22 protein-coding genes are annotated in these 21,123 nt (G+C 52.1%); 12 read left to right on the top strand and 10 right to left on the bottom strand.

What is annotated here, in order from left to right; genetic code table 11:
• Positions 1–1,164: a multidrug effflux MFS transporter gene (locus tag BGE37_RS11650; protein ID WP_105288042.1), complete on the top strand. Its 1,164-nt coding sequence runs from the start codon at positions 1–3 to the stop codon at positions 1,162–1,164.
• Between the two features lie 48 nt (positions 1,165–1,212).
• Here the strand turns inward: BGE37_RS11650 and sapF are convergent, their stop codons facing one another.
• The 9 genes from sapF to puuA all read right to left on the bottom strand — a co-directional run bounded on the left by sapF (position 1,213) and on the right by puuA (position 10,295).
• On the bottom strand, positions 1,213–2,019 hold the full coding sequence (sapF, locus tag BGE37_RS11655; protein WP_000573406.1) for a peptide ABC transporter ATP-binding protein SapF: 807 nt from the start codon (positions 2,017–2,019) through the stop codon (positions 1,213–1,215).
• Between the two features lies 1 nt (position 2,020).
• Positions 2,021–3,013: a peptide ABC transporter ATP-binding protein SapD gene (sapD, locus tag BGE37_RS11660; protein ID WP_001128858.1), complete on the bottom strand. Its 993-nt coding sequence runs from the start codon at positions 3,011–3,013 to the stop codon at positions 2,021–2,023.
• On the bottom strand, positions 3,013–3,903 hold the full coding sequence (gene sapC / locus BGE37_RS11665) for a peptide ABC transporter permease SapC (RefSeq protein ID WP_001146163.1): 891 nt from the start codon (positions 3,901–3,903) through the stop codon (positions 3,013–3,015). The genes sapD and sapC overlap by 1 nt, the downstream gene beginning before the upstream one ends.
• The gene (sapB, locus tag BGE37_RS11670; protein WP_000583281.1) at positions 3,890–4,855 is read right to left on the bottom strand and encodes a putrescine export ABC transporter permease SapB; all 966 of its coding nucleotides are present in this window, start codon (positions 4,853–4,855) and stop codon (positions 3,890–3,892) included. Before sapB ends, sapC begins: the two co-directional genes overlap by 14 nt.
• Positions 4,852–6,495 (bottom strand): ABC transporter substrate-binding protein SapA, encoded by a 1,644-nt coding sequence (sapA, locus tag BGE37_RS11675; protein WP_105288043.1) that lies wholly within the window; start codon positions 6,493–6,495, stop codon positions 4,852–4,854. Before sapA ends, sapB begins: the two co-directional genes overlap by 4 nt.
• Positions 6,496–6,807: 312 nt before the next feature.
• On the bottom strand, positions 6,808–7,053 hold the full coding sequence (locus BGE37_RS11685) for a YmjA family protein (RefSeq protein ID WP_001015099.1): 246 nt from the start codon (positions 7,051–7,053) through the stop codon (positions 6,808–6,810).
• Between the two features lie 133 nt (positions 7,054–7,186).
• Positions 7,187–8,572: a putrescine/proton symporter PuuP gene (gene puuP / locus BGE37_RS11690; protein ID WP_032184027.1), complete on the bottom strand. Its 1,386-nt coding sequence runs from the start codon at positions 8,570–8,572 to the stop codon at positions 7,187–7,189.
• Positions 8,562–8,726 carry a YmjE family protein gene (locus BGE37_RS25160; RefSeq protein WP_120795382.1) on the bottom strand — a complete coding sequence of 55 codons (165 nt, stop codon included), beginning with the start codon at positions 8,724–8,726 and terminating at the stop codon, positions 8,562–8,564. Before BGE37_RS25160 ends, puuP begins: the two co-directional genes overlap by 11 nt.
• A gap of 150 nt (positions 8,727–8,876) precedes the next feature.
• The gene (puuA, locus tag BGE37_RS11695; protein ID WP_105288044.1) at positions 8,877–10,295 is read right to left on the bottom strand and encodes a glutamate-putrescine ligase; all 1,419 of its coding nucleotides are present in this window, start codon (positions 10,293–10,295) and stop codon (positions 8,877–8,879) included.
• A 211-nt stretch (positions 10,296–10,506) separates the two neighbouring features.
• Between puuA and puuD the strand changes: the two genes are divergently transcribed.
• The 5 genes from puuD to puuE all read left to right on the top strand — a co-directional run bounded on the left by puuD (position 10,507) and on the right by puuE (position 16,086).
• Positions 10,507–11,271 (top strand): gamma-glutamyl-gamma-aminobutyrate hydrolase, encoded by a 765-nt coding sequence (gene puuD, locus BGE37_RS11700; protein WP_105288045.1) that lies wholly within the window; start codon positions 10,507–10,509, stop codon positions 11,269–11,271.
• 26 nt (positions 11,272–11,297) lie between these two features.
• The gene (gene puuR, locus BGE37_RS11705; protein WP_001278727.1) at positions 11,298–11,855 is read left to right on the top strand and encodes an HTH-type transcriptional regulator PuuR; all 558 of its coding nucleotides are present in this window, start codon (positions 11,298–11,300) and stop codon (positions 11,853–11,855) included.
• Positions 11,856–12,004: 149 nt separating this feature from the next.
• Positions 12,005–13,492 carry an aldehyde dehydrogenase PuuC gene (gene puuC / locus BGE37_RS11710; protein WP_105288046.1) on the top strand — a complete coding sequence of 496 codons (1,488 nt, stop codon included), beginning with the start codon at positions 12,005–12,007 and terminating at the stop codon, positions 13,490–13,492.
• Between the two features lies 1 nt (position 13,493).
• The gene (gene puuB / locus BGE37_RS11715; RefSeq protein WP_000134848.1) at positions 13,494–14,774 is read left to right on the top strand and encodes a gamma-glutamylputrescine oxidase; all 1,281 of its coding nucleotides are present in this window, start codon (positions 13,494–13,496) and stop codon (positions 14,772–14,774) included.
• Positions 14,775–14,811: 37 nt separating this feature from the next.
• Positions 14,812–16,086 (top strand): 4-aminobutyrate transaminase, encoded by a 1,275-nt coding sequence (gene puuE / locus BGE37_RS11720; RefSeq protein ID WP_105288047.1) that lies wholly within the window; start codon positions 14,812–14,814, stop codon positions 16,084–16,086.
• Between the two features lie 71 nt (positions 16,087–16,157).
• Here the strand turns inward: puuE and pspF are convergent, their stop codons facing one another.
• The gene (pspF, locus tag BGE37_RS11725; RefSeq protein ID WP_001361677.1) at positions 16,158–17,135 is read right to left on the bottom strand and encodes a phage shock protein operon transcriptional activator; all 978 of its coding nucleotides are present in this window, start codon (positions 17,133–17,135) and stop codon (positions 16,158–16,160) included.
• Positions 17,136–17,301: 166 nt separating this feature from the next.
• Here pspF and pspA point away from each other — a divergent pair, with 166 nt between their 5' ends.
• The 6 genes from pspA (at position 17,302) to ycjM (ending at position 21,119) form a co-directional block, all read left to right on the top strand.
• Positions 17,302–17,970, top strand: a complete 669-nt coding sequence (gene pspA / locus BGE37_RS11730) for a phage shock protein PspA (protein ID WP_000511033.1) — start codon at positions 17,302–17,304, stop codon at positions 17,968–17,970.
• Positions 17,971–18,023: 53 nt separating this feature from the next.
• Complete coding sequence (gene pspB / locus BGE37_RS11735) at positions 18,024–18,248, top strand: envelope stress response membrane protein PspB (protein WP_001274963.1); 225 nt, start codon at positions 18,024–18,026, stop codon at positions 18,246–18,248.
• Positions 18,248–18,607, top strand: a complete 360-nt coding sequence (gene pspC, locus BGE37_RS11740; protein ID WP_000907387.1) for an envelope stress response membrane protein PspC — start codon at positions 18,248–18,250, stop codon at positions 18,605–18,607. The genes pspB and pspC overlap by 1 nt, the downstream gene beginning before the upstream one ends.
• A gap of 8 nt (positions 18,608–18,615) precedes the next feature.
• Positions 18,616–18,837, top strand: a complete 222-nt coding sequence (pspD, locus tag BGE37_RS11745) for a phage shock protein PspD (protein WP_064527286.1) — start codon at positions 18,616–18,618, stop codon at positions 18,835–18,837.
• A 74-nt stretch (positions 18,838–18,911) separates the two neighbouring features.
• Complete coding sequence (gene pspE / locus BGE37_RS11750) at positions 18,912–19,226, top strand: thiosulfate sulfurtransferase PspE (RefSeq protein WP_000473128.1); 315 nt, start codon at positions 18,912–18,914, stop codon at positions 19,224–19,226.
• Positions 19,227–19,439: 213 nt separating this feature from the next.
• The gene (gene ycjM, locus BGE37_RS11755; RefSeq protein WP_088542047.1) at positions 19,440–21,119 is read left to right on the top strand and encodes a glucosylglycerate phosphorylase; all 1,680 of its coding nucleotides are present in this window, start codon (positions 19,440–19,442) and stop codon (positions 21,117–21,119) included.
• The last annotated feature ends 4 nt before the right edge of the window (positions 21,120–21,123 follow it).

Here is a 21,123-nt window from a genome sequence, read left to right on the forward strand (position 1 = left end):
ATGGCTAGAGTCTCTCTTTCATGGGCATTGATTCTTGGTCTTTTAGCCGGTATCGGCCCGATGTGTACCGATCTTTATTTGCCGGCTTTGCTGGAGATGTCTGAGCAACTGGCGGCAACCACGACCATAACGCAATTAACCCTGACTGCATCACTGATCGGTCTTGGCGTCGGACAACTGTTATTTGGCCCTCTGAGCGACAAAATAGGGCGTAAACGTCCGTTAATCTTGTCGTTGCTATTGTTTATTGTTTCTTCCATTTTGTGCGCGACAACGAACAATATTTACTGGCTGGTGGTCTGGCGTTTTATTCAAGGGATCGCGGGGGCGGGTGGTTCGGTGCTCTCTCGTTCTATTGCTCGTGACAAATATCAGGGAGTAACGTTGACCCAGTTTTTTGCGCTGTTAATGACGGTGAATGGCCTGGCACCGGTGTTGTCGCCAGTGCTGGGCGGGTACATTGTTAGCACTTTTGACTGGCGCACTTTATTCTGGGTAATGGCTGAAATTAGCACCGTACTGTTGCTGGGCTGCCTGTTATTTATTAATGAGACCTTGCCAGAAAATAAAAGGGGCTCATCATTGCTATTAACCGGACGAAGCGTGGTGCAGAACCGCCTTTTTATGCGCTTTTGCCTGATTCAAAGTTTTATGCTGGCCGGTTTGTTTGCGTATATCGGCTCTTCGTCGTTCGTGTTGCAGAAGGAATTTGGCTTTAGTCCAATGCAATTTAGCCTGGTGTTTGGCCTTAACGGCATCGGACTTATCATTGCTTCATGGATCTTCTCGCGCCTGGCGCGACGGATTAACGCGATGACATTGTTGCGAGGTGGCCTGATAGCGGCAATTTTGTGTGCATTGCTCACGGTCTTATGCGCATGGGTACAATTGCCCATTCCGGCACTGGTGGCATTATTTTTCACCATCGCATTTTGTAGCGGCATCGGCACTGTTGGCGGGGCAGAGGCTATGAGTGCAGTAGGGACGCAGGAATCTGGAACGGCGTCTGCGTTGATGGGGATGAGCATGTTTGTCTTCGGCGGTATAGCCGCGCCATTGTCGGGAATTGGCGGAGAAACACTGTTAAAAATGAGTCTGGCAATTACGGTGTGTTATACGCTGGCATTGCTGGTTGCTCTCACCAGAATCGACAATCAAAAGTAATGAACACCTCATCCTGAGGGGGGCCCTGTCAGGATGAGGTGCAAAACACTAACGGTCCTTACGCCACGCATCCGCCGTCAATGCCTCGCCAAAATGACCGGCAATCAGTCGTTTAGTGAGGTCGTGCAGCGGAGAGGCGAGCACATCCGCAGTACTACCTCGCTCGACAACCTCGCCCTGATGCATCACCAGCACCTGGTCGCTAATGTGCTTCATCATTCCGATATGCTGGGTAACATAAATATACGAAATGCCCTGTTTTTCCTGTAACTCCAGCATCAGATTAATCAACTGCGAACGCATCGACATATCCAGTGAGGCGAGGGCTTCATCGGCAATAATCACTTTTGGGCGCAATATCAGCGCGCGCGCCAGACCCAGACGCTGTTTTTGCCCGGGTGCTAACATATGCGGATAGTAACTGACGTGATCCGGTAGCAGCCCAACCATCCGCATCGTTTCAATAATCTGTTTGCGACGCTGTTCAGGTTCCAGATCGGTGTTCAGACGCAGTGGAAAATCCAGAATTTGCGAGATACGTTGACGGGGATTCAACGAGGTCGAAGGATCCTGAAAAATCATGCGAATACGCTGACTGCGGAAGGAATAATCGCCAAAATGCAGCGGATGATCGTCAATCAATAACTCGCCGCTGGTAGGTTCTATCATTCCCGCCAGCATTTTTGCCAGCGTGGATTTACCAGAACCATTCTCGCCAATGATCGCCAGTGTCTGGCCTTCACGTAGCGTAAAGCTCAAGGGTTTTACCGCTTCTACGGTCTGACGACGAAACCAGCCGGTCCGGTAGCGGAACGTTTTACTTAAATTACGCACTTCAAGCAGCGTTTCGATCATCTCACTCTTTCTCCATGTTCAGCGGGAAATGACAGGCATAGAGATGATTTTTCGCCCCCGTCAAACGTGGCGTCACAATGCATTCTCGTTGTGCATACGGGCAACGCGGCCCCAGACGACACCCAATCGGTAACTGTTCCAGCAGTGGGATAGCGCCGGGCAGCGTATTGAGGCGACTTTTATGCGGCATCGCGCTGCCGAAGTCTGGTATCGCGCGGATCAGCGCCTGGGTATAAGGATGGTGTGGCATCGTCACCAACTCTTTACTCGGCGCGGTTTCCACCGTTTGACCGCAGTAAAGCACGTTAATTTTATCCGCCCATTGGCTAAGCATTTGTAAGTCATGGCTGATAAGCAAAATAGTGGTATTGCTGTTTTGGTTGAGACGCGTCAGCAGGCGAAAGATTTGCGCCTGGGTTGTTGGCTCCATTGAGTTTGTCGGTTCGTCAGCAATCAGCAGACGCGGTTGATTCGCCAGTGCAATGGCTATCATCACTTTCTGACATTCACCTTCGGTCAACTCATAGGGAAAACTGCGCATCGCATCTTTGTGATCTTTAATCCCCACGCGGTGCAGCAGTTCAATGGCACGGCGTTTGCGCCAGCCAAAACGCTGCCACCAACGGCCTTTATAGGTCCAGGCTGGGATGTTTTGCATCAACTGGCGACCCACACGTTCTGAAGGGTCAAGACACGACTGCGGTTCCTGGAAAATCATCGACACGTTGTGACCAACCAGCTTGCGCCGTTCGCGTGCGGAGAGACGCAGCAAATCGATATCATCAAAACGCATACGATCAGCTGTAACACGCCAGTTATCTTTATTCACCCCACAAATTGCTTTCGCAATCAAACTTTTGCCGGAACCTGATTCGCCAACAAGACCGCGGATTTCACCTTCGGTTAAGGTCATACTTACGCGGTCGACGGCTTTAACCCACTCATCACCGGTTTTAAATTCAATGGTCAGGTTACGAATATCGAGTAATGGCATTATTCCACCCCCGCAATAATTGCACGACGGACACCGTCGCCAAGGAGGTTAACCAACAGCACGCTAATCATAATTGCCGCACCTGGCAGCATGACAGTCCACGGGGCGACATAAATCAGTTCCAGCGCATCACCGAGCATCGCTCCCCATTCAGGCGAGGGGAGTTGTGCGCCGAGATCGAGAAAGCCCAGCGCGGCGATATCGAGAATTGCCATCGACAGTGCGCGGGTGATCTCGGTGACCAGCCCGGCGGTGATGTTTGGCATCACAGCAAACCAGAGAATATTCAGCGTTGATGCGCCATCCAGACGGGCGGCGATAACGTACTCTTTTTCCAGTTCGTCATGCACCATGCTGTAAATCGAACGTACCATACGAGGCAGCAGCGCCAGCCAGACGGCAAACATGGCGTGCGACAAACTCGGTCCGGCAAACGCTACAACGATAATTGCCAGCAGTAGGGAAGGGATCGCCAGTAAGGTATCCAGAATATGGTTAAGCACCGCTGAGCGTAGGCCGTGCGTCGCCCCGGCGAAGGTGCCCAGTACCAGGCCACAGATCGTCGCGGCAAGCGTCACCACAAATGCGCCACCTACGGTTGGCGCAGCTCCGCTCAGTAAACGGCTTAAAACATCGCGTCCGAGGTCGTCAGTCCCCAGGAAGAAAGAAACTTCGCCATAGCGCGACCATGACGGCGGCAATAATTGATAACCGAGAAATTGTTGGTCGATGCCGTAAGGCGCAAACCAGCCGCCAAAAATACACAGTACAGCCAGTCCCGCGCAGCCGTACAGACCGACCATCGCAGAGGCGTCACTATAAAATTTGCGCCAGGCGGTACGCAGCGTGCCCGGCGGGCGCTTTTCGCTGTATACGCTATCGTAAGGCATACCATTCCTTATGTTTCAGAGGGTTAGCCATGGCACCCAAAATATCAGAAATCACGTTAACAATAATGACCAGTGAGCCACACACCATCACTCCGGCGGAAATGGCCGCGTAATCTTGCTGGCGGATGGCGTTAATTAACCAGCGCCCTAAACCCGGCCAGCTAAAAACCATTTCGGTGATCATCGCCAGCGTCAGCATGGTAGAAAACTGTAAGCCCAGGCGAGGAATAACCGGAGGTAACGCGTTATGCAGAACGTGGCGACGCAAAATAGTAAAGCGCGACAAACCGCGGGTCGCCGCTGCTTTAACATAGTTCTGGTCATACACTTCGATAGTGCTGATACGCATCAGTCGGATCACTTCAGTTGTTGGCGCAACCGACAGGGTGATAACGGGCAATATCATATGGCGGATTGCGCTCATGACCATTTCATCCCGCCATGGTGAGTCCGAAAGCCAGGCATCAATCAACGCAAAACCGGTAATCGGTTTCACTTCGTAGAGCAGATCGAAACGCCCTGAAACGGGCAACCAACCTAGCGTGAGTGAACAAAACAGCGTCAACAGAAGCGCCAGCCAGAACACCGGGATGGAAAAACCCAGTAAGGCGATGGCGTTGATCAAGTTATCCTGCCACTTATGGCGCGTAATCCCGGCAATCATCCCCACGGGGATCCCGACAATCAACGCAAATCCGAAAGCGAGGATGCACAACTCCATTGTTGCCGGAAAGACTTCTTTTAACTGTTCGGCAATCGGCTGACCGTTAATGCTGGAAACACCAAAATCCCAATGGATCAGGCCGTTAAACCAGAACACCCAGGCATTCCACAGTGACGCACCTTGTAACGGCGCATGTGGGGTGAAATAGCTCAAGCTAAAGCCAACGAACGTCAGCAGGAACAAGGTGACAATCAATAACAAAATGCGGCGTAAGGTGAAGATAATCATGGTTTTTTCACCTCATCCTGTTTCTCGCGATACACACCAGCAAAGGAGGCGTTACCAAACGGGCTAAGAACCAGCCCTTTGATATCGTAACGGTAGGCTTGCAAGCGCAATGACGACGCCAGCGGCAAAATGGGTAATTCCTGCGCCAGAATACTTTGCGCTTCGTCATAGGCTTCAATACGCGCCGCCAGCTGCTGCGAGGAGAGCGCCTTACGCAACACGCTGTCGAATTTCGGATCGCACCAGTGGGCGAGGTTGGTCTGGGAATGTATTGCTGCGCAGCTCAGTAGCGGACGAAAGAAACTGTCCGGATCGTTACTGTCTGTCGCCCAACCGGATAACGTCAGATCATGGCTCATATCCATCAACCGCGCCTCCTGAAAACGACCTTCTACCGGCACAATCACCACTTTTACGCCAACCTGCGCCATATCCGCCTGAATCAGTTCGGCGGTTTTCAGTGGGCTGGGGTTCCACGCCTGCGAACGTGTGGGCACCCAAAGTTTCAGCGTTAAGTTTTCCAGCCCTAACGCCTTCAACTGTTCGCGCGATTTCGCCGGATTGTATTCAGTAATTTTAGCCTCGTTGTCATAGGCCCACGAGGCGCGCGGTAAAATAGAGGCCGCCGTTTCAGCCGTACCATAATAGATGGATTGCATCAGGCGTTGGTTATTGATCGCCAGAGCCAGCGCATGGCGCACGGCGGCATTATTAAGCGGCGGTTTGGCGGTGTTAAATGCCAGATAGGCGACATTCATCCCCGGACGCAGCGTTAAACGCAAGCGCGGATCGTCACGCAAAATAGATAGCTGGCTGGCAGCAGGCCAGGCCAGAACGTCGCACTCCCCGGTCAGGAGTTTCGACAGACGTCCGGTACCGCCGGAGCCTAAATCCACCACCACCTGCGGCATTAACGGTTTGCCGCGCCAGAAGTCATCATGACGTTGTAGGCGAATAAATTGCCCGGCGCGGTATTCCGATAACTGATACGGTCCAGTGCCAACCGGTTGACGGTCGAGTTGCTCCTGGCGATCTTCTTTCTCTAACTTCCCGGCATATTCTGCCGACATGACCGATGCATAATGGGTCGCCAGGTGCCACAAAAAAGAAGCATCCGGCTGGGCGAGTCGGAACTCAACGGTATGATTATCCAGTTTGCGGACGCTTTTCACGTTATCGGCAAATTGCAGGCTGTCGAAGTAGGGAAAGTTGCTGCCGTTGACGTTATGCCACGGGTTGTTGCGGTCAAAAATTCGCTGGAAGGTAAACACCACATCGTCGGCATTCATTTTACGAGTGGGAGTAAACCAGTCGGTTTTTTGAAACGGAACATCGCGACGCAGGTGGAAGCGATAGGTCGCGCCGTTGTCGAGCACTTCCCAGCTTTCGGCAAGTTCCGGCATCAGGCGATAGGTATAGGGATCGACATCCAGGAGTCGATCATAAAACTGGGCGGCAAGGGTATCGACAATTAACCCACTGCTCGCTTTGGATGGGTTAAAGGTGTTGACTTGCCCGCTGACGCAATAGACAAAACCGCTGTCGCGGATATCAGCATGCGGGGGGGATTCAGGCGCGGCGATTGCCTGACCACTCACAAGTCCAGCAATCACCAAAAGAGACGATAATACCTGGCGCATAATATTAAGAGATTTTATGTAAAGAGGCTATCTTACTAATATTTAATGACATTTGCCATTACCGTTTGTGTTCAGGGGTCGTAATGAGGGCCGTGTGGTTGGTCGTTGAACAGGTGACGTCGCCATCTGTTCAACATTCGTACCCGTGATTTCTCTATAACTATAACTCACAGAACAACTTAGCGAGGAGCAGAGCGGTACGATCGTGAGAAACCCATTAAAGCACGCTGCAGTGCGTGTCATTTTTAGCCGGATGCGGCGTGAACGCTTTATCCGGGCAACGATACTGACCGAGCGTCCGCAATGAAATAATTACTCATTACCCCATTGATTCAAAAACTCTGCGATCTCATCAATGCGTACGGGATTAATCCCCGCTTCAGCAGCCATTTCATGTTGGGCTTCTTCGCTGATCTCTTCATTGTTCATCAAACGGGTGAGCAGTAACTGGAAGTAGTGGGCCAGCGGTGTGCGTTCAGCGTCTGCGACAGGCTCTGCGCATTCGGTCGCGTACTCATCGGCAATATCAAAATATTTTAGCGGGATATCGTGGTTCATTATTTGCCCCTGGGGTTAATGCGCTAAGCATAAGGGCGGATGATAGCACTCGTGATCCGGGTCATACATCTTTTTATAGTTAATGGCGCGGCGCATTACCCTCAGGCAGGATAATGCGCCGCGCATCCGACTATTACGTTTCGCTCACCGGCGTTCTGTCACCATCATACAACGGCACTTTGCGATAGCGGCGGATCAGATACCACAAATATGCGCCGCCTAATGAAGCCCATACCAGACCGAGTGTCAGTGACGTTGACTCGAGGTTAACCCACAGCACGCCCACCGTCAGCGCGCCAACCAGCGGCATCAGCAAATAGTGAAAGTGTTCCTTCCAGCTTTTATTCATGCCTTTACGCCGCCAGAAGTGATTAAACACCGACAGGTTAACGAAGGTGAACGCCACCAACGCGCCGAAGTTAATCAGTGCCGTGGCAGTGACTAAATCAAAGAACAGCGCTGACAACGCGACAATCCCGACCATAATGACATTCAATGCCGGAGTCCGCCATTTCGGGTGCACATAGCCAAACACGCGTTCCGGAAACACATTGTCGCGCCCCATCACATACAGCAGACGCGACACGCTGGCATGTGACGCCAGGCCAGACGCTAACGTGTTCACAAACGTCGTGCAGAGGAAAATCGACTGGAACAACTTGCCGCCAACGTACAGTGCGATTTCCGGCAGTGCGGCGTCCGGATCTTTAAAGCGGCTGATATCCGGGAAGAACAGCTGCATAAAGAACGACGCCGCGATAAAGATAACGCCGCCGTATACCGCCGTCAGGAAGATGGCTTTCGGAATAACACGCGCGGCGTCCGGCGTCTCTTCCGAAAGCGTGGTCACCGCATCGAAACCGAGGAACGAGAAACAGACAATCGTCGCCCCGGTAATAATCGGGATCAGGTGCGCGTTCTCGCTGATAAACGGCTGAAGTGACCAGACGGTGCCAACGCCTTCTCCTTTATGTAGTCCCTGAACCACCAGGAAGATAAACACCACCATGATGGAGATTTGCACCAGTACAAACAAGGTATTGAAGTTAGCGACCAGGTTGACGCTCTTCAGATTCGCGGCGGTTAAAATGGCGACGAAGGTTACCACCCACACCCACGGCGGCACTTCCGGGAAGAGGGCGGAGAGATAGATTTTCGCCAACAAAACGTTGATCATCGGCAAAAAGAGATAATCCAGCAGCGATGACCAGCCGACCATAAATCCGACGTGCGGGTTAATCGACTTTTGCGCGTAGGTATAGGCCGAACCGGCCTCCGGAAACTGGCGAACCAGTTTGCCGTAGCTGATCGCGGTAAACAGCACACCCGCCAGCGCCAGCAAATAGGACGCCGGAACGTGACCGTCGCTAATGCCGGAAACAATGCCAAAGGTATCGAACACAGTCATCGGCGTGAGATAGGCCAGACCCATCATCACCACCTGCCACAATTTCAGTGATTTTCGCAGACGGGTTTTGCCGGGTTGCGCAGCAATATTCAGTGGTGAATTAATAGCCATAATTGCTGCCTCCCCTGCGTAATAAGGTTTGCGGTCGTGTTGACCTGAAATCAAACCTGTTTAGCAAGGGAAGCAAAGGGGGCGGAGTCCAGTCAGTCGCAGGAGGGGCGCATACGCAGCCTCCCTCGCCATGCGGGGATTTAATCATCGGCATCATCTCATTTCCTCGTCACAGTCTTAATCGTTAACGGAAGCCCGTTGCCGCCTGCGCTCCATAACGCGACATCCGGGAAATGTCTGGATTACCAGCAAATGTCAGGCCAGGCTCCGCTCAGGCCGGTGATACATACCCCGCAAGGGGTCACTACGCGTTTTTCAACATCCACTCAATTTCGGTTTCTGTGATGAGGCGCTCAAACTGCAACAGCTCATCATTCTTACAGGCGTGATACACATGGCAGAAACGCTCGCCCAGATAGTGGCGCAGGTCGTCGTTTTGCATAAACTCCCACAGCGCATCGCTCTGACGAATCGGGAAGGGTAAGCCTTCCTGTTCCAGCCCGTTGCCTTCGACTTCTTCCTGTAATGGCAGTTCGTTATCAAGGCCATGCAAAATACCGGCAAAAATCGCTGCCATCACCAAATACGGGTTGGCATCGGCACCCGCCACGCGATATTCCACGCGGTGATTATGGCGATCGCCGCAGGGAATACGCAGGGCGACGGTGCGGTTGTTATGGCCCCACGACGCCTGCGTCGGTACATACATCCCCGGCTGGAAGCGGCGATACGAGTTCACGTTTGGTGCCAGCAACGCCATTGATGACGGCATCAGGTCAATCATCCCGGCGAGCATCTTTTTCAGCAGCGGCGAATCTTCGCCTTCCGCGTCAGAAAGCACGTTCTCGCCACGATTATTTTGCATACTGATATGGATATGCATCCCGCTGCCCGCGTGCTCTTCATACGGCTTCGCCATAAAAGTGGCGTGCATCTTATGCTTTTCTGCCATCAGACGCACCAGGCGTTTTAGTGCCAGCGCATCATCGCAAGCTTCCAGCACGTTATCGGTATGGTAAAGATTGATTTCAAACTGACCTGGCGAGGCCTCGGCGACCGCGCCATCTGCCGGAATCAGCTGTAACTGCGCCAGCTCATCAATATCATTGAGCACGTCGGCGAAGTGGTTGAGGTTATCAACGGAGTAAACCTGACTTTGTGTATTGCGGTCATCGGTGCCGGGCGCGCAGGGCGGTTGCAGATACCCTTCAGCGTCGCGCTGGCGATCCAGTAAATAGAACTCCAGCTCTACCGCTACGACCGGGAACAAGCCGCGCTGGCGTAGCTGCTGCCACAGGCGGTTGAGAACGTTCCGTGGCTCAACGTCAAAGGGAGCGCCATCTTCATCGACCATGGTCAGGAGCATCTGACCGATAAACTCAGGATCTGCAGCAGAAGGGGTTAAGGAACCGAGAACAGGAACACAGGTACGATCCGGCTCGCCCATTTCCTGACCCAGGCCCGCTTCTTCTACTACGTTGCCCAGAATATCCATTGCAAACACCGAGGCCGGGAAATAACACCCTTTCTCCAGCTTCTTCAGACTTGAAACAGGAATACGTTTCCCGCGAAAACAACCATTCAGATCGGTAAGTAAAACATCAACATATTGCGTATTTGGGTAGCGCTCCAGGTAGCGTTTCACTTCCTGCGTAAAGGCGCTACCCCGCCTCTCTTCTGACTGCTGAACAAAGTTTTCTACTTCAACGATATTGGTTTCCATGATTCTTCGCCTTTGGTTTGTTTTCCGCTCGTTATCAAAACGTAAAATATAATGACCACTCTTCGAATCTGTATGCAAACTAAATGTTTGTCAAATGTTAAATTGAGTTTGCAAAAATGAAAACCCACTGCTAGATTGAAAAAATATTGAACATAAAGGTCATTTAAAGCGCAGTAATGGCGATAATTTAGTCCACTTTGTGAGATTGAGCATGGAAAATATAATGAACAATCCGGTTATCGGTGTCGTAATGTGCAGGAACAGGCTTAAGGGTCATGCGACCCAGACTCTGCAAGAAAAGTACCTGAATGCCATCATCCACGCAGGCGGCTTGCCAATTGCGCTGCCACATGCGCTGGCGGAACCGTCATTACTTGAACAACTTTTGCCGAAACTCGATGGTATTTATCTTCCTGGTAGTCCCAGCAATGTGCAGCCGCACCTATATGGTGAAAACGGCGATGAGCCTGACGCCGATCCCGGGCGTGATCTTCTGAGCATGGCGTTAATTAATGCCGCACTCGAAAGGCGCATCCCCATTTTCGCCATCTGCCGGGGTTTACAGGAACTGGTGGTGGCAACCGGTGGTTCGTTGCATCGCAAGCTGTGCGAACAGCCTGAATTGCTGGAACATCGGGAAGATCCCGAACTGCCGGTGGAACAGCAATATGCACCGTCGCATGAAGTTCAGGTTGAAGAGGGGGGATTACTGTCTGAGTTGTTACCTGAATGTAGCAACTTTTGGGTAAACTCTCTGCATGGACAAGGGGCGAAGGTCGTTAGCCCACGGTTGCGTGTTGAAGCTCGCTCGCCGGATGGCTTAGTTGAGGCGGTTAGCGTCATCAATCATCCTTTTGCGCTGGGCGTACAGTGGCACCCGGAATGGAACAGTAGCGAGTACGCGCTTTCGCGTATATTGTTCGAGGGCTTTATCACCGCTTGTCAGCACCATATCGCTGAAAAACAGCGACTCTGACCACTACAGTTTAAGGAAATGCAAATATGAGTGATGAGGGACTGGCGCCAGGAAAACGCTTGTCGGAAATCCGCCAGCAGCAGGGGCTTTCACAACGTCGTGCCGCCGAACTCTCCGGGCTGACTCACAGTGCTATCAGTACGATAGAACAAGATAAAGTCAGCCCTGCCATCAGTACGCTGCAAAAGCTGCTGAAGGTGTATGGTCTGTCACTCTCGGAATTCTTTTCCGAGCCGGAAAAACCTGATGAACCGCAGGTCGTCATTAATCAGGACGACTTAATTGAAATGGGTAGTCAGGGTGTGTCGATGAAGTTGGTGCATAACGGTAACCCGAATCGTACGCTGGCGATGATATTTGAAACGTACCAGCCAGGCACAACCACTGGGGAAAGAATTAAGCATCAGGGTGAGGAAATAGGCACTGTACTGGAAGGTGAAATCGTTCTGACGATTAATGGTCAGGATTATCACCTTGTCGCGGGGCAAAGTTATGCCATTAATACCGGCATTCCGCACAGTTTCAGTAATACGTCGGCAGGCATTTGCCGAATTATCAGCGCCCATACGCCCACCACGTTTTAATCTTTTTGTTCTGTAAGCCGGGTAAGCGCAATGCGCCCGGCAATCCATAAAGAATGTCGCCGGAAATAAACGGGCTTATCGCTCGGGGATCTCTGCGCCCTGACGTTCACAAATTGCATATATCTGATAGACGTGAAACAGGAGTCATAATGAATTTTCATCATCTGGCTTACTGGCAGGATAAAGCGTTAAGTCTCGCCATTGAAACCCGCTTATTTATTAACGGTGAATATACTGCTGCGGCGGAAAATGAAACTTTTGAAACCGTTGATCCGGTCACCCAGGCACCGCTGGCGAAAATTGCCCGCGGCAAGAGCGTCGATATCGACCGTGCGGTGAGCGCAGCACGCGGCGTATTTGAACGCGGTGACTGGTCACTCTCTTCTCCGGCAAAACGTAAAGCGGTACTGAATAAACTCGCCGATTTAATTGAAGCCAACGCCGAAGAGCTGGCACTGCTGGAAACTCTCGACACCGGCAAACCGATTCGTCACAGTCTGCGTGATGATATTCCCGGCGCGGCGCGCGCCATTCGCTGGTACGCCGAAGCGATCGACAAAGTGTATGGCGAAGTGGCGACCACCAGTAGCCATGAGCTGGCGATGATCGTGCGTGAACCAGTCGGCGTGATTGCTGCCATTGTGCCGTGGAACTTCCCGCTGCTGCTGACCTGCTGGAAACTCGGCCCGGCGCTGGCGGCGGGAAACAGCGTGATTCTAAAACCGTCTGAAAAATCACCGCTCAGTGCGATTCGTCTCGCCGGGCTGGCGAAAGAAGCAGGTCTGCCGGATGGCGTGTTGAACGTGGTGACGGGTTTTGGTCATGAAGCGGGGCAGGCGCTGTCGCGTCATAACGATATCGATGCCATCGCCTTTACCGGTTCGACCCGTACCGGCAAACAGCTGCTGAAAGATGCAGGCGACAGCAACATGAAACGCGTCTGGCTGGAAGCGGGCGGCAAAAGCGCCAACATCGTTTTCGCTGACTGCCCGGATCTGCAAAAAGCCGCGAGTGCCACCGCTGCAGGTATCTTCTATAACCAGGGCCAGGTGTGCATCGCCGGAACGCGTTTGTTGCTGGAAGAGAGCATTGCCGATGAGTTCTTAGCCCTGTTAAAACAGCAGGCGCAAAACTGGCAGCCGGGCCATCCACTTGATCCCGCAACCACCATGGGCACCTTAATCGACTGCGCTCACGCCGACTCGGTGCATAGCTTTATTCGCGAAGGCGAAGGTAAAGGGCAACTGCTGCTGGATGGTCGTAATGCCGAACTGGCTGCGGCCATCGGCCCGACCATCTTTGTGGATGTCGACCCGAATGCGTCCTTAAGCCGCGAAGAGATTTTCGGCCCGGTGCTGGTGGTCACGCGTTTCACATCAGAAGAGCAGGCGCTACAGCTTGCCAACGACAGCCAGTACGGCCTGGGCGCGGCGGTGTGGACGCGCGACCTCTCCCGCGCGCACCGCATGAGCCGCCGCCTGAAAGCCGGTTCCGTCTTCGTCAATAACTACAACGACGGCGATATGACCGTGCCGTTTGGCGGTTATAAGCAGAGCGGCAACGGTCGCGATAAATCCCTGCATGCCCTTGAAAAATTCACCGAACTGAAAACCATCTGGATAAGCCTGGAGGCCTGAAATGACCGAACATACCAGCAGTTATTACGCCGCCAGTGCGAATAAATACGCGCCATTCGACACGCTGAATGAGTCGATTTCCTGCGATGTTTGCGTGGTCGGCGGCGGCTATACCGGGCTTTCCTCCGCGCTGCATCTGGCAGAGGCGGGCTTTGACGTGGTGGTTCTTGAAGCCTCACGTATCGGCTTCGGCGCAAGCGGACGCAACGGCGGGCAGCTTGTGAACTCCTACAGCCGCGACATCGACGTGATCGAAAAAAGCTACGGCATGGATACCGCCCGTATGCTCGGCAGCATGATGTTTGAAGGCGGCGAGATCATCCGCGAACGTATCAAACGTTATCAGATTGACTGCGACTATCGCCCCGGCGGCCTGTTTGTGGCGATGAATGATAAACAACTCGCCACACTCGAAGAGCAGAAAGAGAACTGGGAACGCTACGGCAATAAACAGCTGGAGCTGCTGGACGCCAACGCTATTCGCCGCGAGGTCGCCAGCGATCGCTACACTGGTGCGCTGCTGGATCACAGCGGTGGGCATATTCATCCGCTAAACCTCGCCATTGGTGAAGCCGATGCCATTCGCCTGAACGGCGGGCGCGTGTATGAGCTTTCCGCCGTGACGCAGATCCAGCACACCACGCCAGCCGTGGTGCGGACTGCCAATGGTCAGGTGACGGCGAAGTATGTGATTGTCGCCGGGAATGCGTATCTGGGCGATAAAGTAGAGCCGGAACTGGCGAAACGCAGCATGCCGTGCGGCACGCAGGTGATCACCACCGAGCGGCTGTCGGAAGATTTAGCCCGTTCGCTGATCCCGAAAAACTACTGTGTGGAAGACTGTAACTATCTTCTTGATTACTACCGCCTGACTGCCGATAACCGCCTGCTGTACGGCGGCGGCGTGGTCTACGGCGCGCGCGACCCGGATGACGTTGAGCGTCTTGTTGTGCCGAAACTGCTGAAAACCTTCCCGCAGCTGAAGGGCGTGAAAATTGATTACCGCTGGACGGGCAACTTCCTGCTGACCTTGTCGCGCATGCCGCAGTTCGGTCGCCTTGATACCAACATCTACTACATGCAGGGCTACAGCGGTCACGGCGTTACCTGTACCCATCTCGCCGGGCGTCTGATTGCCGAACTGCTGCGCGGTGACGCCGAACGCTTCGACGCCTTCGCCAATCTGCCGCATTACCCGTTCCCCGGCGGGCGCACGCTGCGCGTGCCATTTACCGCGATGGGCGCGGCTTATTACAGCCTGCGCGATCGTCTGGGTGTTTAATTTCCGATTAACAGTGAAGAGTCAAAAGGTGTGAAACATGAGCAACAATGAATTCCATCAGCGTCGTCTTTCTGCTACCCCACGCGGGGTTGGCGTGATGTGTAACTTCTTCGCCCAGTCGGCAGAAAACGCCACGCTGAAGGATGTAGAGGGCAACGAATATATCGATTTCGCCGCAGGCATTGCGGTGCTGAATACCGGGCATCGCCACCCTGATCTGGTCGCGGCGGTGGAGCAGCAATTGCAACAGTTTACCCACACGGCGTATCAGATTGTGCCCTATGAAAGCTACGTCACCCTGGCGGAGAAAATCAACGCCCTTGCCCCGGTGAGCGGGCAGGCTAAAACTGCGTTCTTCACCACCGGTGCGGAAGCGGTGGAGAACGCGGTGAAAATCGCCCGCGCCCATACCGGACGCCCTGGCGTGATTGCGTTTAGCGGCGGCTTCCACGGTCGTACATATATGACCATGGCGCTGACCGGAAAGGTCGCGCCGTACAAAATCGGCTTCGGCCCGTTCCCCGGTTCGGTGTATCACGTACCTTATCCGTCAGATTTACATGGCGTTTCAACGCAGGACTCCCTCGATGCCATCGAACGCTTGTTTAAATCGGACATTGAAGCGAAGCAGGTGGCGGCGATTATTTTCGAACCGGTGCAGGGCGAAGGCGGTTTCAACGTTGCGCCAAAAGAGCTGGTTGCCGCCATTCGCCGCCTGTGCGACGAGCACGGTATTGTGATGATTGCCGATGAAGTGCAAAGCGGCTTTGCGCGTACCGGTAAACTGTTTGCCATGGATCACTACGCCGATAAGCCGGACTTAATGACGATGGCGAAAAGCCTCGCGGGCGGGATGCCGCTTTCGGGCGTGGTCGGTAACGCGAATATTATGGACGCGCCCGCGCCGGGCGGGCTTGGTGGTACCTACGCCGGGAACCCGCTGGCGGTGGCTGCCGCGCACGCGGTGCTCAACATTATCGACAAAGAATCACTCTGTGAACGCGCTAATCAACTGGGCCAGCGTCTGACAAATACGTTGATTGATGCCAAAGAAAGCGTTCCGGCCATCGCGGCGGTACGCGGTCTGGGGTCGATGATTGCGGCAGAGTTTAACGATCCGCAAACGGGCGAGCCGTCAGCGGCGATTGCACAGAAAATCCAGCAACGCGCGCTGGAGCAGGGGCTGCTCCTGCTGACCTGTGGCGCGTACGGCAACGTGATTCGTTTCCTGTACCCGCTGACCATCCCGGACGCGCAGTTCGATGCGGCAATGAAAATATTGCAGGATGCGCTGCGCTTATCAGGCCTGTAAACGACGTATTGATTATGTATGCCGGATAAGGCGTTCACGCCGCATCCGGCAAGTTGTATTGCCCAACTTCGCTAAATCTGGTGCTTTTTCAACAACGCGCGGAACTGATGATAGGTTAACCCCAGTAATTCAGCCGCGCGCTTCTGGTTATATTTCCCTTGTTGCAAACTGAGTTGCAGTAACTCTTTTTCCTGCTGCATCTGAAACTCACGTAAATCCAGCGGCAGCGTTGGAAGCGAGGTGGTTTCTGAAACGGCGATAGCGTCTTCAGGCGGACGCCGTTTAAAAGGATCAATAATAATGTCATCAAGCGGATAATCGCTGGTGCCGTGGCGATACACCGAACGTTCCACCACGTTTTTCAATTCACGAATATTTCCCGGCCAGCGATAATTCAGCAATGTTTCTCTGGCGTGCTCGGTAAAACCCGGGAACAGAGGCAGCTTGATTTCCCGACACATCTGGATGGCAAAGTGTTCTGCCATCAACATAATGTCGCTTTCACGCTCGCGCAGTGGTGGCAGTTGCACAACATCAAAAGCCAGCCGGTCGAGCAGGTCAGCGCGAAAAGTCCCTTCATTGACCATCGCCGGGAGATCGGCATTCGTCGCGCATACCAGCCGCACATTCACCTGCAATGGCTGGCTGCCGCCAACGCGCTCCAGTTCACCGTACTCAATCACGCGCAATAATTTTTCTTGCACCATCATCGGTGCCGTAGCGAGTTCATCAAGAAATAGCGTACCGCCGTCGGCACGTTCAAATCTCCCTGGATGACGTTTTTGCGCACCGGTAAACGCGCCCGCTTCGTGACCAAACAGTTCGGAATCCAGCAGATTTTCATTTAACGCCGCGCAGTTAAGGGAAATAAACGGCCCCTGCCAACGGGAGGAGAGATAATGCAGACGGCTGGCAATCAGCTCTTTACCTGTGCCGCGCTCGCCGATGATGAGCACCGGTTTGTCCAGCGGTGCGAGATGCGAAACCTGTTCCAGCACTTCGAGAAAGCTGTTCGCCTCACCGAGTAAATTATCTTTGTATTCTGCCATGATGAAATTCGCCACTTGTTAGTGTAATTCGCTAACTCATCCTGGCATGTTGCTGTTGATTCTTCAATCAGATCTTTATAAATCAAAAAGATAAAAAATTGGCACGCAAATTGTATTAATAGTTCAGCAGGACAATCCTGAACGCAGAAATCAAGAGGACAACATTATGGGTATTTTTTCTCGCTTTGCCGACATCGTGAATGCCAACATCAACGCTCTGTTAGAGAAAGCGGAAGATCCACAGAAACTGGTGCGTCTGATGATCCAGGAGATGGAAGATACACTGGTTGAAGTACGTTCTACTTCGGCGCGTGCGCTGGCAGAAAAGAAACAGCTGACTCGCCGTATTGAACAAGCGTCGGCGCGTGAAGTTGAATGGCAGGAAAAAGCCGAACTGGCGCTGCTGAAAGAGAGAGAAGATCTGGCGCGTGCGGCGTTAATTGAAAAACAGAAACTGACCGATCTGATTAAGAGCCTGGAACATGAAGTGACGCTGGTGGACGATACGCTGGTGCGTATGAAGAAAGAGATCGGCGAGCTGGAAAACAAATTGAGTGAAACACGCGCTCGCCAGCAGGCATTGATGTTACGCCATCAGGCGGCAAACTCGTCGCGCGATGTGCGTCGTCAGCTGGACAGTGGCAAACTGGATGAAGCAATGGCTCGTTTCGAATCTTTCGAACGTCGAATTGACCAGATGGAAGCGGAAGCAGAAAGCCACAGCTTCGGTAAACAAAAATCGCTGGACGATCAGTTTGCCGAACTGAAAGCCGATGATGCAATCAGCGAGCAACTGGCACAATTAAAAGCCAAAATGAAGCAAGACAATCAATAATAACATCCAGGCGGCGTCCGAACGCGCCGCCGCTCATCGTCTAAGGAGTCCTTATGAGCGCGCTATTTCTGGCTATTCCGTTAACCATTTTTGTGCTGTTTGTTTTACCGATCTGGTTATGGCTGCATTACAGCAATCGTTCTGGTCGCAGTGAATTGTCGCAAAGTGAGCAGCAACGATTAGCGCAACTGGCTGATGAAGCAAAACGGATGCGCGAACGTATTCAGGCACTGGAATCCATTCTTGATGCAGAACATCCGAACTGGAGGGATCGCTAATGGCGGGCATTAATCTCAATAAAAAATTATGGCGTATTCCACAGCAGGGCATGGTACGCGGCGTCTGCGCCGGGATTGCCAACTATTTTGATGTACCGGTAAAACTGGTACGTATCCTGGTGGTGCTGTCGATTTTCTTCGGCCTGGCGCTGTTTACCCTGGTTGCTTACATCATTTTGTCATTTGCGCTTGATCCAATGCCGGACAACATGGCCTTTGGTGAACAACTGCCTTCCAGCAGCGAATTGTTAGATGAAGTCGATCGTGAACTGGCGGCCAGTGAAACGCGCTTACGCGAGATGGAACGTTATGTCACTTCCGACACCTTCACGCTACGTAGTCGTTTCCGTCAACTGTGAGGAAAGATATGAATACTCGCTGGCAACATGCCGGGCAAAAGATGAAGCCTGGTTTCAAATTAGCAGGCAAGCTGGTACTTCTTACTGCACTGCGCTATGGCCCGGCGGGTGTGGCTGGCTGGGCGATAAAATCAGTTGCTCGCCGACCGCTGAAAATGTTGCTGGCCGTGGCGCTGGAACCGCTGTTAAGTCGGGCTGCCAATAAACTGGCGCAGCGTTATAAAAGGTGAGGGGAGTTTCGCAAAAATTGTTAAAGCTAAGGCGTATTATGGATGGCAATTTTCATCCATAGAAGGACGCTTACATGTTTAAAAAAGGCTTACTTGCTCTGACACTGGTGTTTTCACTGCCCGTTTTCGCCGCTGAACACTGGATCGATGTTCGTGTTCCAGAGCAGTATCAGCAAGAGCACGTTCAGGGAGCCATCAATATTCCCCTGAAGGAAGTGAAAGAGCGCATTGCCACCGCCGTTCCGGATAAAAACGACACCGTGAAAGTGTATTGCAATGCCGGACGCCAGTCAGGGCAGGCAAAAGAGATCCTTAGCGAGATGGGATATACCCACGTTGAGAACGCTGGCGGCCTGAAAGACATCGCAATGCCGAAGGTCAAAGGTTAAAAGAATCCACCCTAAGCGGCGCTTATGCGCCGTTTACTTTTTCTGTCACACCTTATTTACATCCCCATAGATTATTTGCGTCAGCTCACAAATACGCTTTTTCCCTGGTAAAAAATGATTTCCTGCGTGACTAAAACCCTTGTGCTCAATTGACAGTTTATTTTCTGCGGAGTAGTCTCTCGTTTCATGGGACCGCTACCACGGAAAGGCAACATGAAACAGAAAATTACGGATTACCTGGACGAAATCTACGGTGGAACATTTACCGCGACTCATTTACAGAAACTTGTAACGCGTCTTGACAGTGCGAAAAGATTAATTACACAGCGACGTAAAAAACACTGGGATGAAAGTGATGTCGTGTTAATTACCTATGCCGATCAATTTCACAGTAATGATTTAAAACCACTACCCACATTTAATCAGTTTTACCATCACTGGCTGCAAAGCATTTTTTCACATGTTCATTTGTTGCCGTTTTATCCATGGTCATCTGATGATGGCTTTTCGGTAATTGATTATCATCAGGTCGCCAGTGAAGCAGGGGAGTGGCAGGATATTCAGCAACTCGGTGAATGCAGTCATTTAATGTTTGATTTTGTCTGCAACCATATGTCGGCAAAAAGTGAATGGTTTAAAAACTATTTACAACAGCAGCCAGGTTTTGAAGATTTTTTTATTGCCGTTGACCCGCAAACCGATCTCAGCGCCGTCACTCGCCCGCGTGCGTTACCGTTATTAACGCCATTCCAGATGCGCGATCATTCAACGCGCCATTTATGGACCACCTTTAGCGACGATCAAATTGACCTGAATTACCGTAGCCCTGAAGTGTTACTGGCGATGGTGGATATTTTACTGTGTTACCTTGAGAAAGGTGCTGAGTATGTCCGCCTGGATGCCGTTGGCTTTATGTGGAAAGAGCCGGGAACAAGCTGCATCCATCTGGAAAAAACACATCTGATTATCAAGCTGTTACGGTCGATTATTGATGACGTAGCACTAGGTACAGTGATCATTACCGAGACCAATGTTCCGCACAAAGACAACATTGCTTACTTTGGAAACGGTGATGACGAAGCGCATATGGTGTACCAGTTCTCGCTGCCGCCGCTGGTGCTGCATGCGGTGCAAAAACAGAACGTTGAGGCGCTTTGTGCGTGGGCGCAAAACCTGACACTACCTTCCAGCATCACCACCTGGTTTAACTTCCTCGCCTCTCACGATGGCATCGGGCTTAACCCACTGCGTGGCTTGCTACCCGAAAGCGAAATATTAGCGCTGGTCGAGGCATTACAGCAGGAAGGGGCATTAGTAAACTGGAAAAATAATCCCGATGGTACGCGCAGTCCGTATGAAATGAATGTGACCTACATGGACGCATTGAGCCATCGCGATTGCAGTGACGAAGAACGCTGTGCCCGGTTTATTCTTGCTCATGCCATATTGTTAACCTTTCCCGGTGTGCCTGCTGTCTATATTCAAAGTATTCTGGGTTCACGTAATGATTACGCTGGTGTCGAAAAGCTGGGATATAACCGCGCGATTAACCGTAAGAAATATCGTAGTGAAGAGATAGCCAGTGAACTGAATGATGAAACGACACTCAGGCACGCAGTATATCATCAGTTGTCACATTTAATTACGCTTCGTCGCCGTCATAAAGAATTTCATCCGGATAATAGTTTTACCATCGATACGGTTAATTCATCCGTAATGCGTATTCAAAGAAGCAACGCGGATGGTAATTGTCTGACAGGATTGTTTAATGTCAGTGAAAATATTCAGCATATAAATATTACTGACCTGCACGGTCGGGATCTGATTAGTGAAGTTGATATAGTGGGTAATGAAATAACGCTGCGCCCCTGGCAGGTTATGTGGATTAAATAAAAAG

It is taken from the genome of Escherichia sp. MOD1-EC6300, from assembly GCF_002965045.1.
Lineage (GTDB): Bacteria > Pseudomonadota > Gammaproteobacteria > Enterobacterales > Enterobacteriaceae > Escherichia > Escherichia coli_F.

Excerpts from the sequence above, each read along its gene's own strand:
- BGE37_RS11650 (WP_105288042.1), top strand. The coding sequence starts at position 1 with ATGGCTAGAGTCTCTCTTTCATGGGCATTGATTCTTGGTCTTTTAGCC.
- sapF (WP_000573406.1), bottom strand. The coding sequence starts at position 2,019 with ATGATCGAAACGCTGCTTGAAGTGCGTAATTTAAGTAAAACGTTCCGC.
- sapD (WP_001128858.1), bottom strand. The coding sequence starts at position 3,013 with ATGCCATTACTCGATATTCGTAACCTGACCATTGAATTTAAAACCGGT.
- sapC (WP_001146163.1), bottom strand. The coding sequence starts at position 3,903 with ATGCCTTACGATAGCGTATACAGCGAAAAGCGCCCGCCGGGCACGCTG.
- sapB (WP_000583281.1), bottom strand. The coding sequence starts at position 4,855 with ATGATTATCTTCACCTTACGCCGCATTTTGTTATTGATTGTCACCTTG.
- sapA (WP_105288043.1), bottom strand. The coding sequence starts at position 6,495 with ATGCGCCAGGTATTATCGTCTCTTTTGGTGATTGCTGGACTTGTGAGT.
- BGE37_RS11685 (WP_001015099.1), bottom strand. The coding sequence starts at position 7,053 with ATGAACCACGATATCCCGCTAAAATATTTTGATATTGCCGATGAGTAC.
- puuP (WP_032184027.1), bottom strand. The coding sequence starts at position 8,572 with ATGGCTATTAATTCACCACTGAATATTGCTGCGCAACCCGGCAAAACC.
- BGE37_RS25160 (WP_120795382.1), bottom strand. The coding sequence starts at position 8,726 with ATGCCGATGATTAAATCCCCGCATGGCGAGGGAGGCTGCGTATGCGCC.
- puuA (WP_105288044.1), bottom strand. The coding sequence starts at position 10,295 with ATGGAAACCAATATCGTTGAAGTAGAAAACTTTGTTCAGCAGTCAGAA.
- puuD (WP_105288045.1), top strand. The coding sequence starts at position 10,507 with ATGGAAAATATAATGAACAATCCGGTTATCGGTGTCGTAATGTGCAGG.
- puuR (WP_001278727.1), top strand. The coding sequence starts at position 11,298 with ATGAGTGATGAGGGACTGGCGCCAGGAAAACGCTTGTCGGAAATCCGC.
- puuC (WP_105288046.1), top strand. The coding sequence starts at position 12,005 with ATGAATTTTCATCATCTGGCTTACTGGCAGGATAAAGCGTTAAGTCTC.
- puuB (WP_000134848.1), top strand. The coding sequence starts at position 13,494 with ATGACCGAACATACCAGCAGTTATTACGCCGCCAGTGCGAATAAATAC.
- puuE (WP_105288047.1), top strand. The coding sequence starts at position 14,812 with ATGAGCAACAATGAATTCCATCAGCGTCGTCTTTCTGCTACCCCACGC.
- pspF (WP_001361677.1), bottom strand. The coding sequence starts at position 17,135 with ATGGCAGAATACAAAGATAATTTACTCGGTGAGGCGAACAGCTTTCTC.
- pspA (WP_000511033.1), top strand. The coding sequence starts at position 17,302 with ATGGGTATTTTTTCTCGCTTTGCCGACATCGTGAATGCCAACATCAAC.
- pspB (WP_001274963.1), top strand. The coding sequence starts at position 18,024 with ATGAGCGCGCTATTTCTGGCTATTCCGTTAACCATTTTTGTGCTGTTT.
- pspC (WP_000907387.1), top strand. The coding sequence starts at position 18,248 with ATGGCGGGCATTAATCTCAATAAAAAATTATGGCGTATTCCACAGCAG.
- pspD (WP_064527286.1), top strand. The coding sequence starts at position 18,616 with ATGAATACTCGCTGGCAACATGCCGGGCAAAAGATGAAGCCTGGTTTC.
- pspE (WP_000473128.1), top strand. The coding sequence starts at position 18,912 with ATGTTTAAAAAAGGCTTACTTGCTCTGACACTGGTGTTTTCACTGCCC.
- ycjM (WP_088542047.1), top strand. The coding sequence starts at position 19,440 with ATGAAACAGAAAATTACGGATTACCTGGACGAAATCTACGGTGGAACA.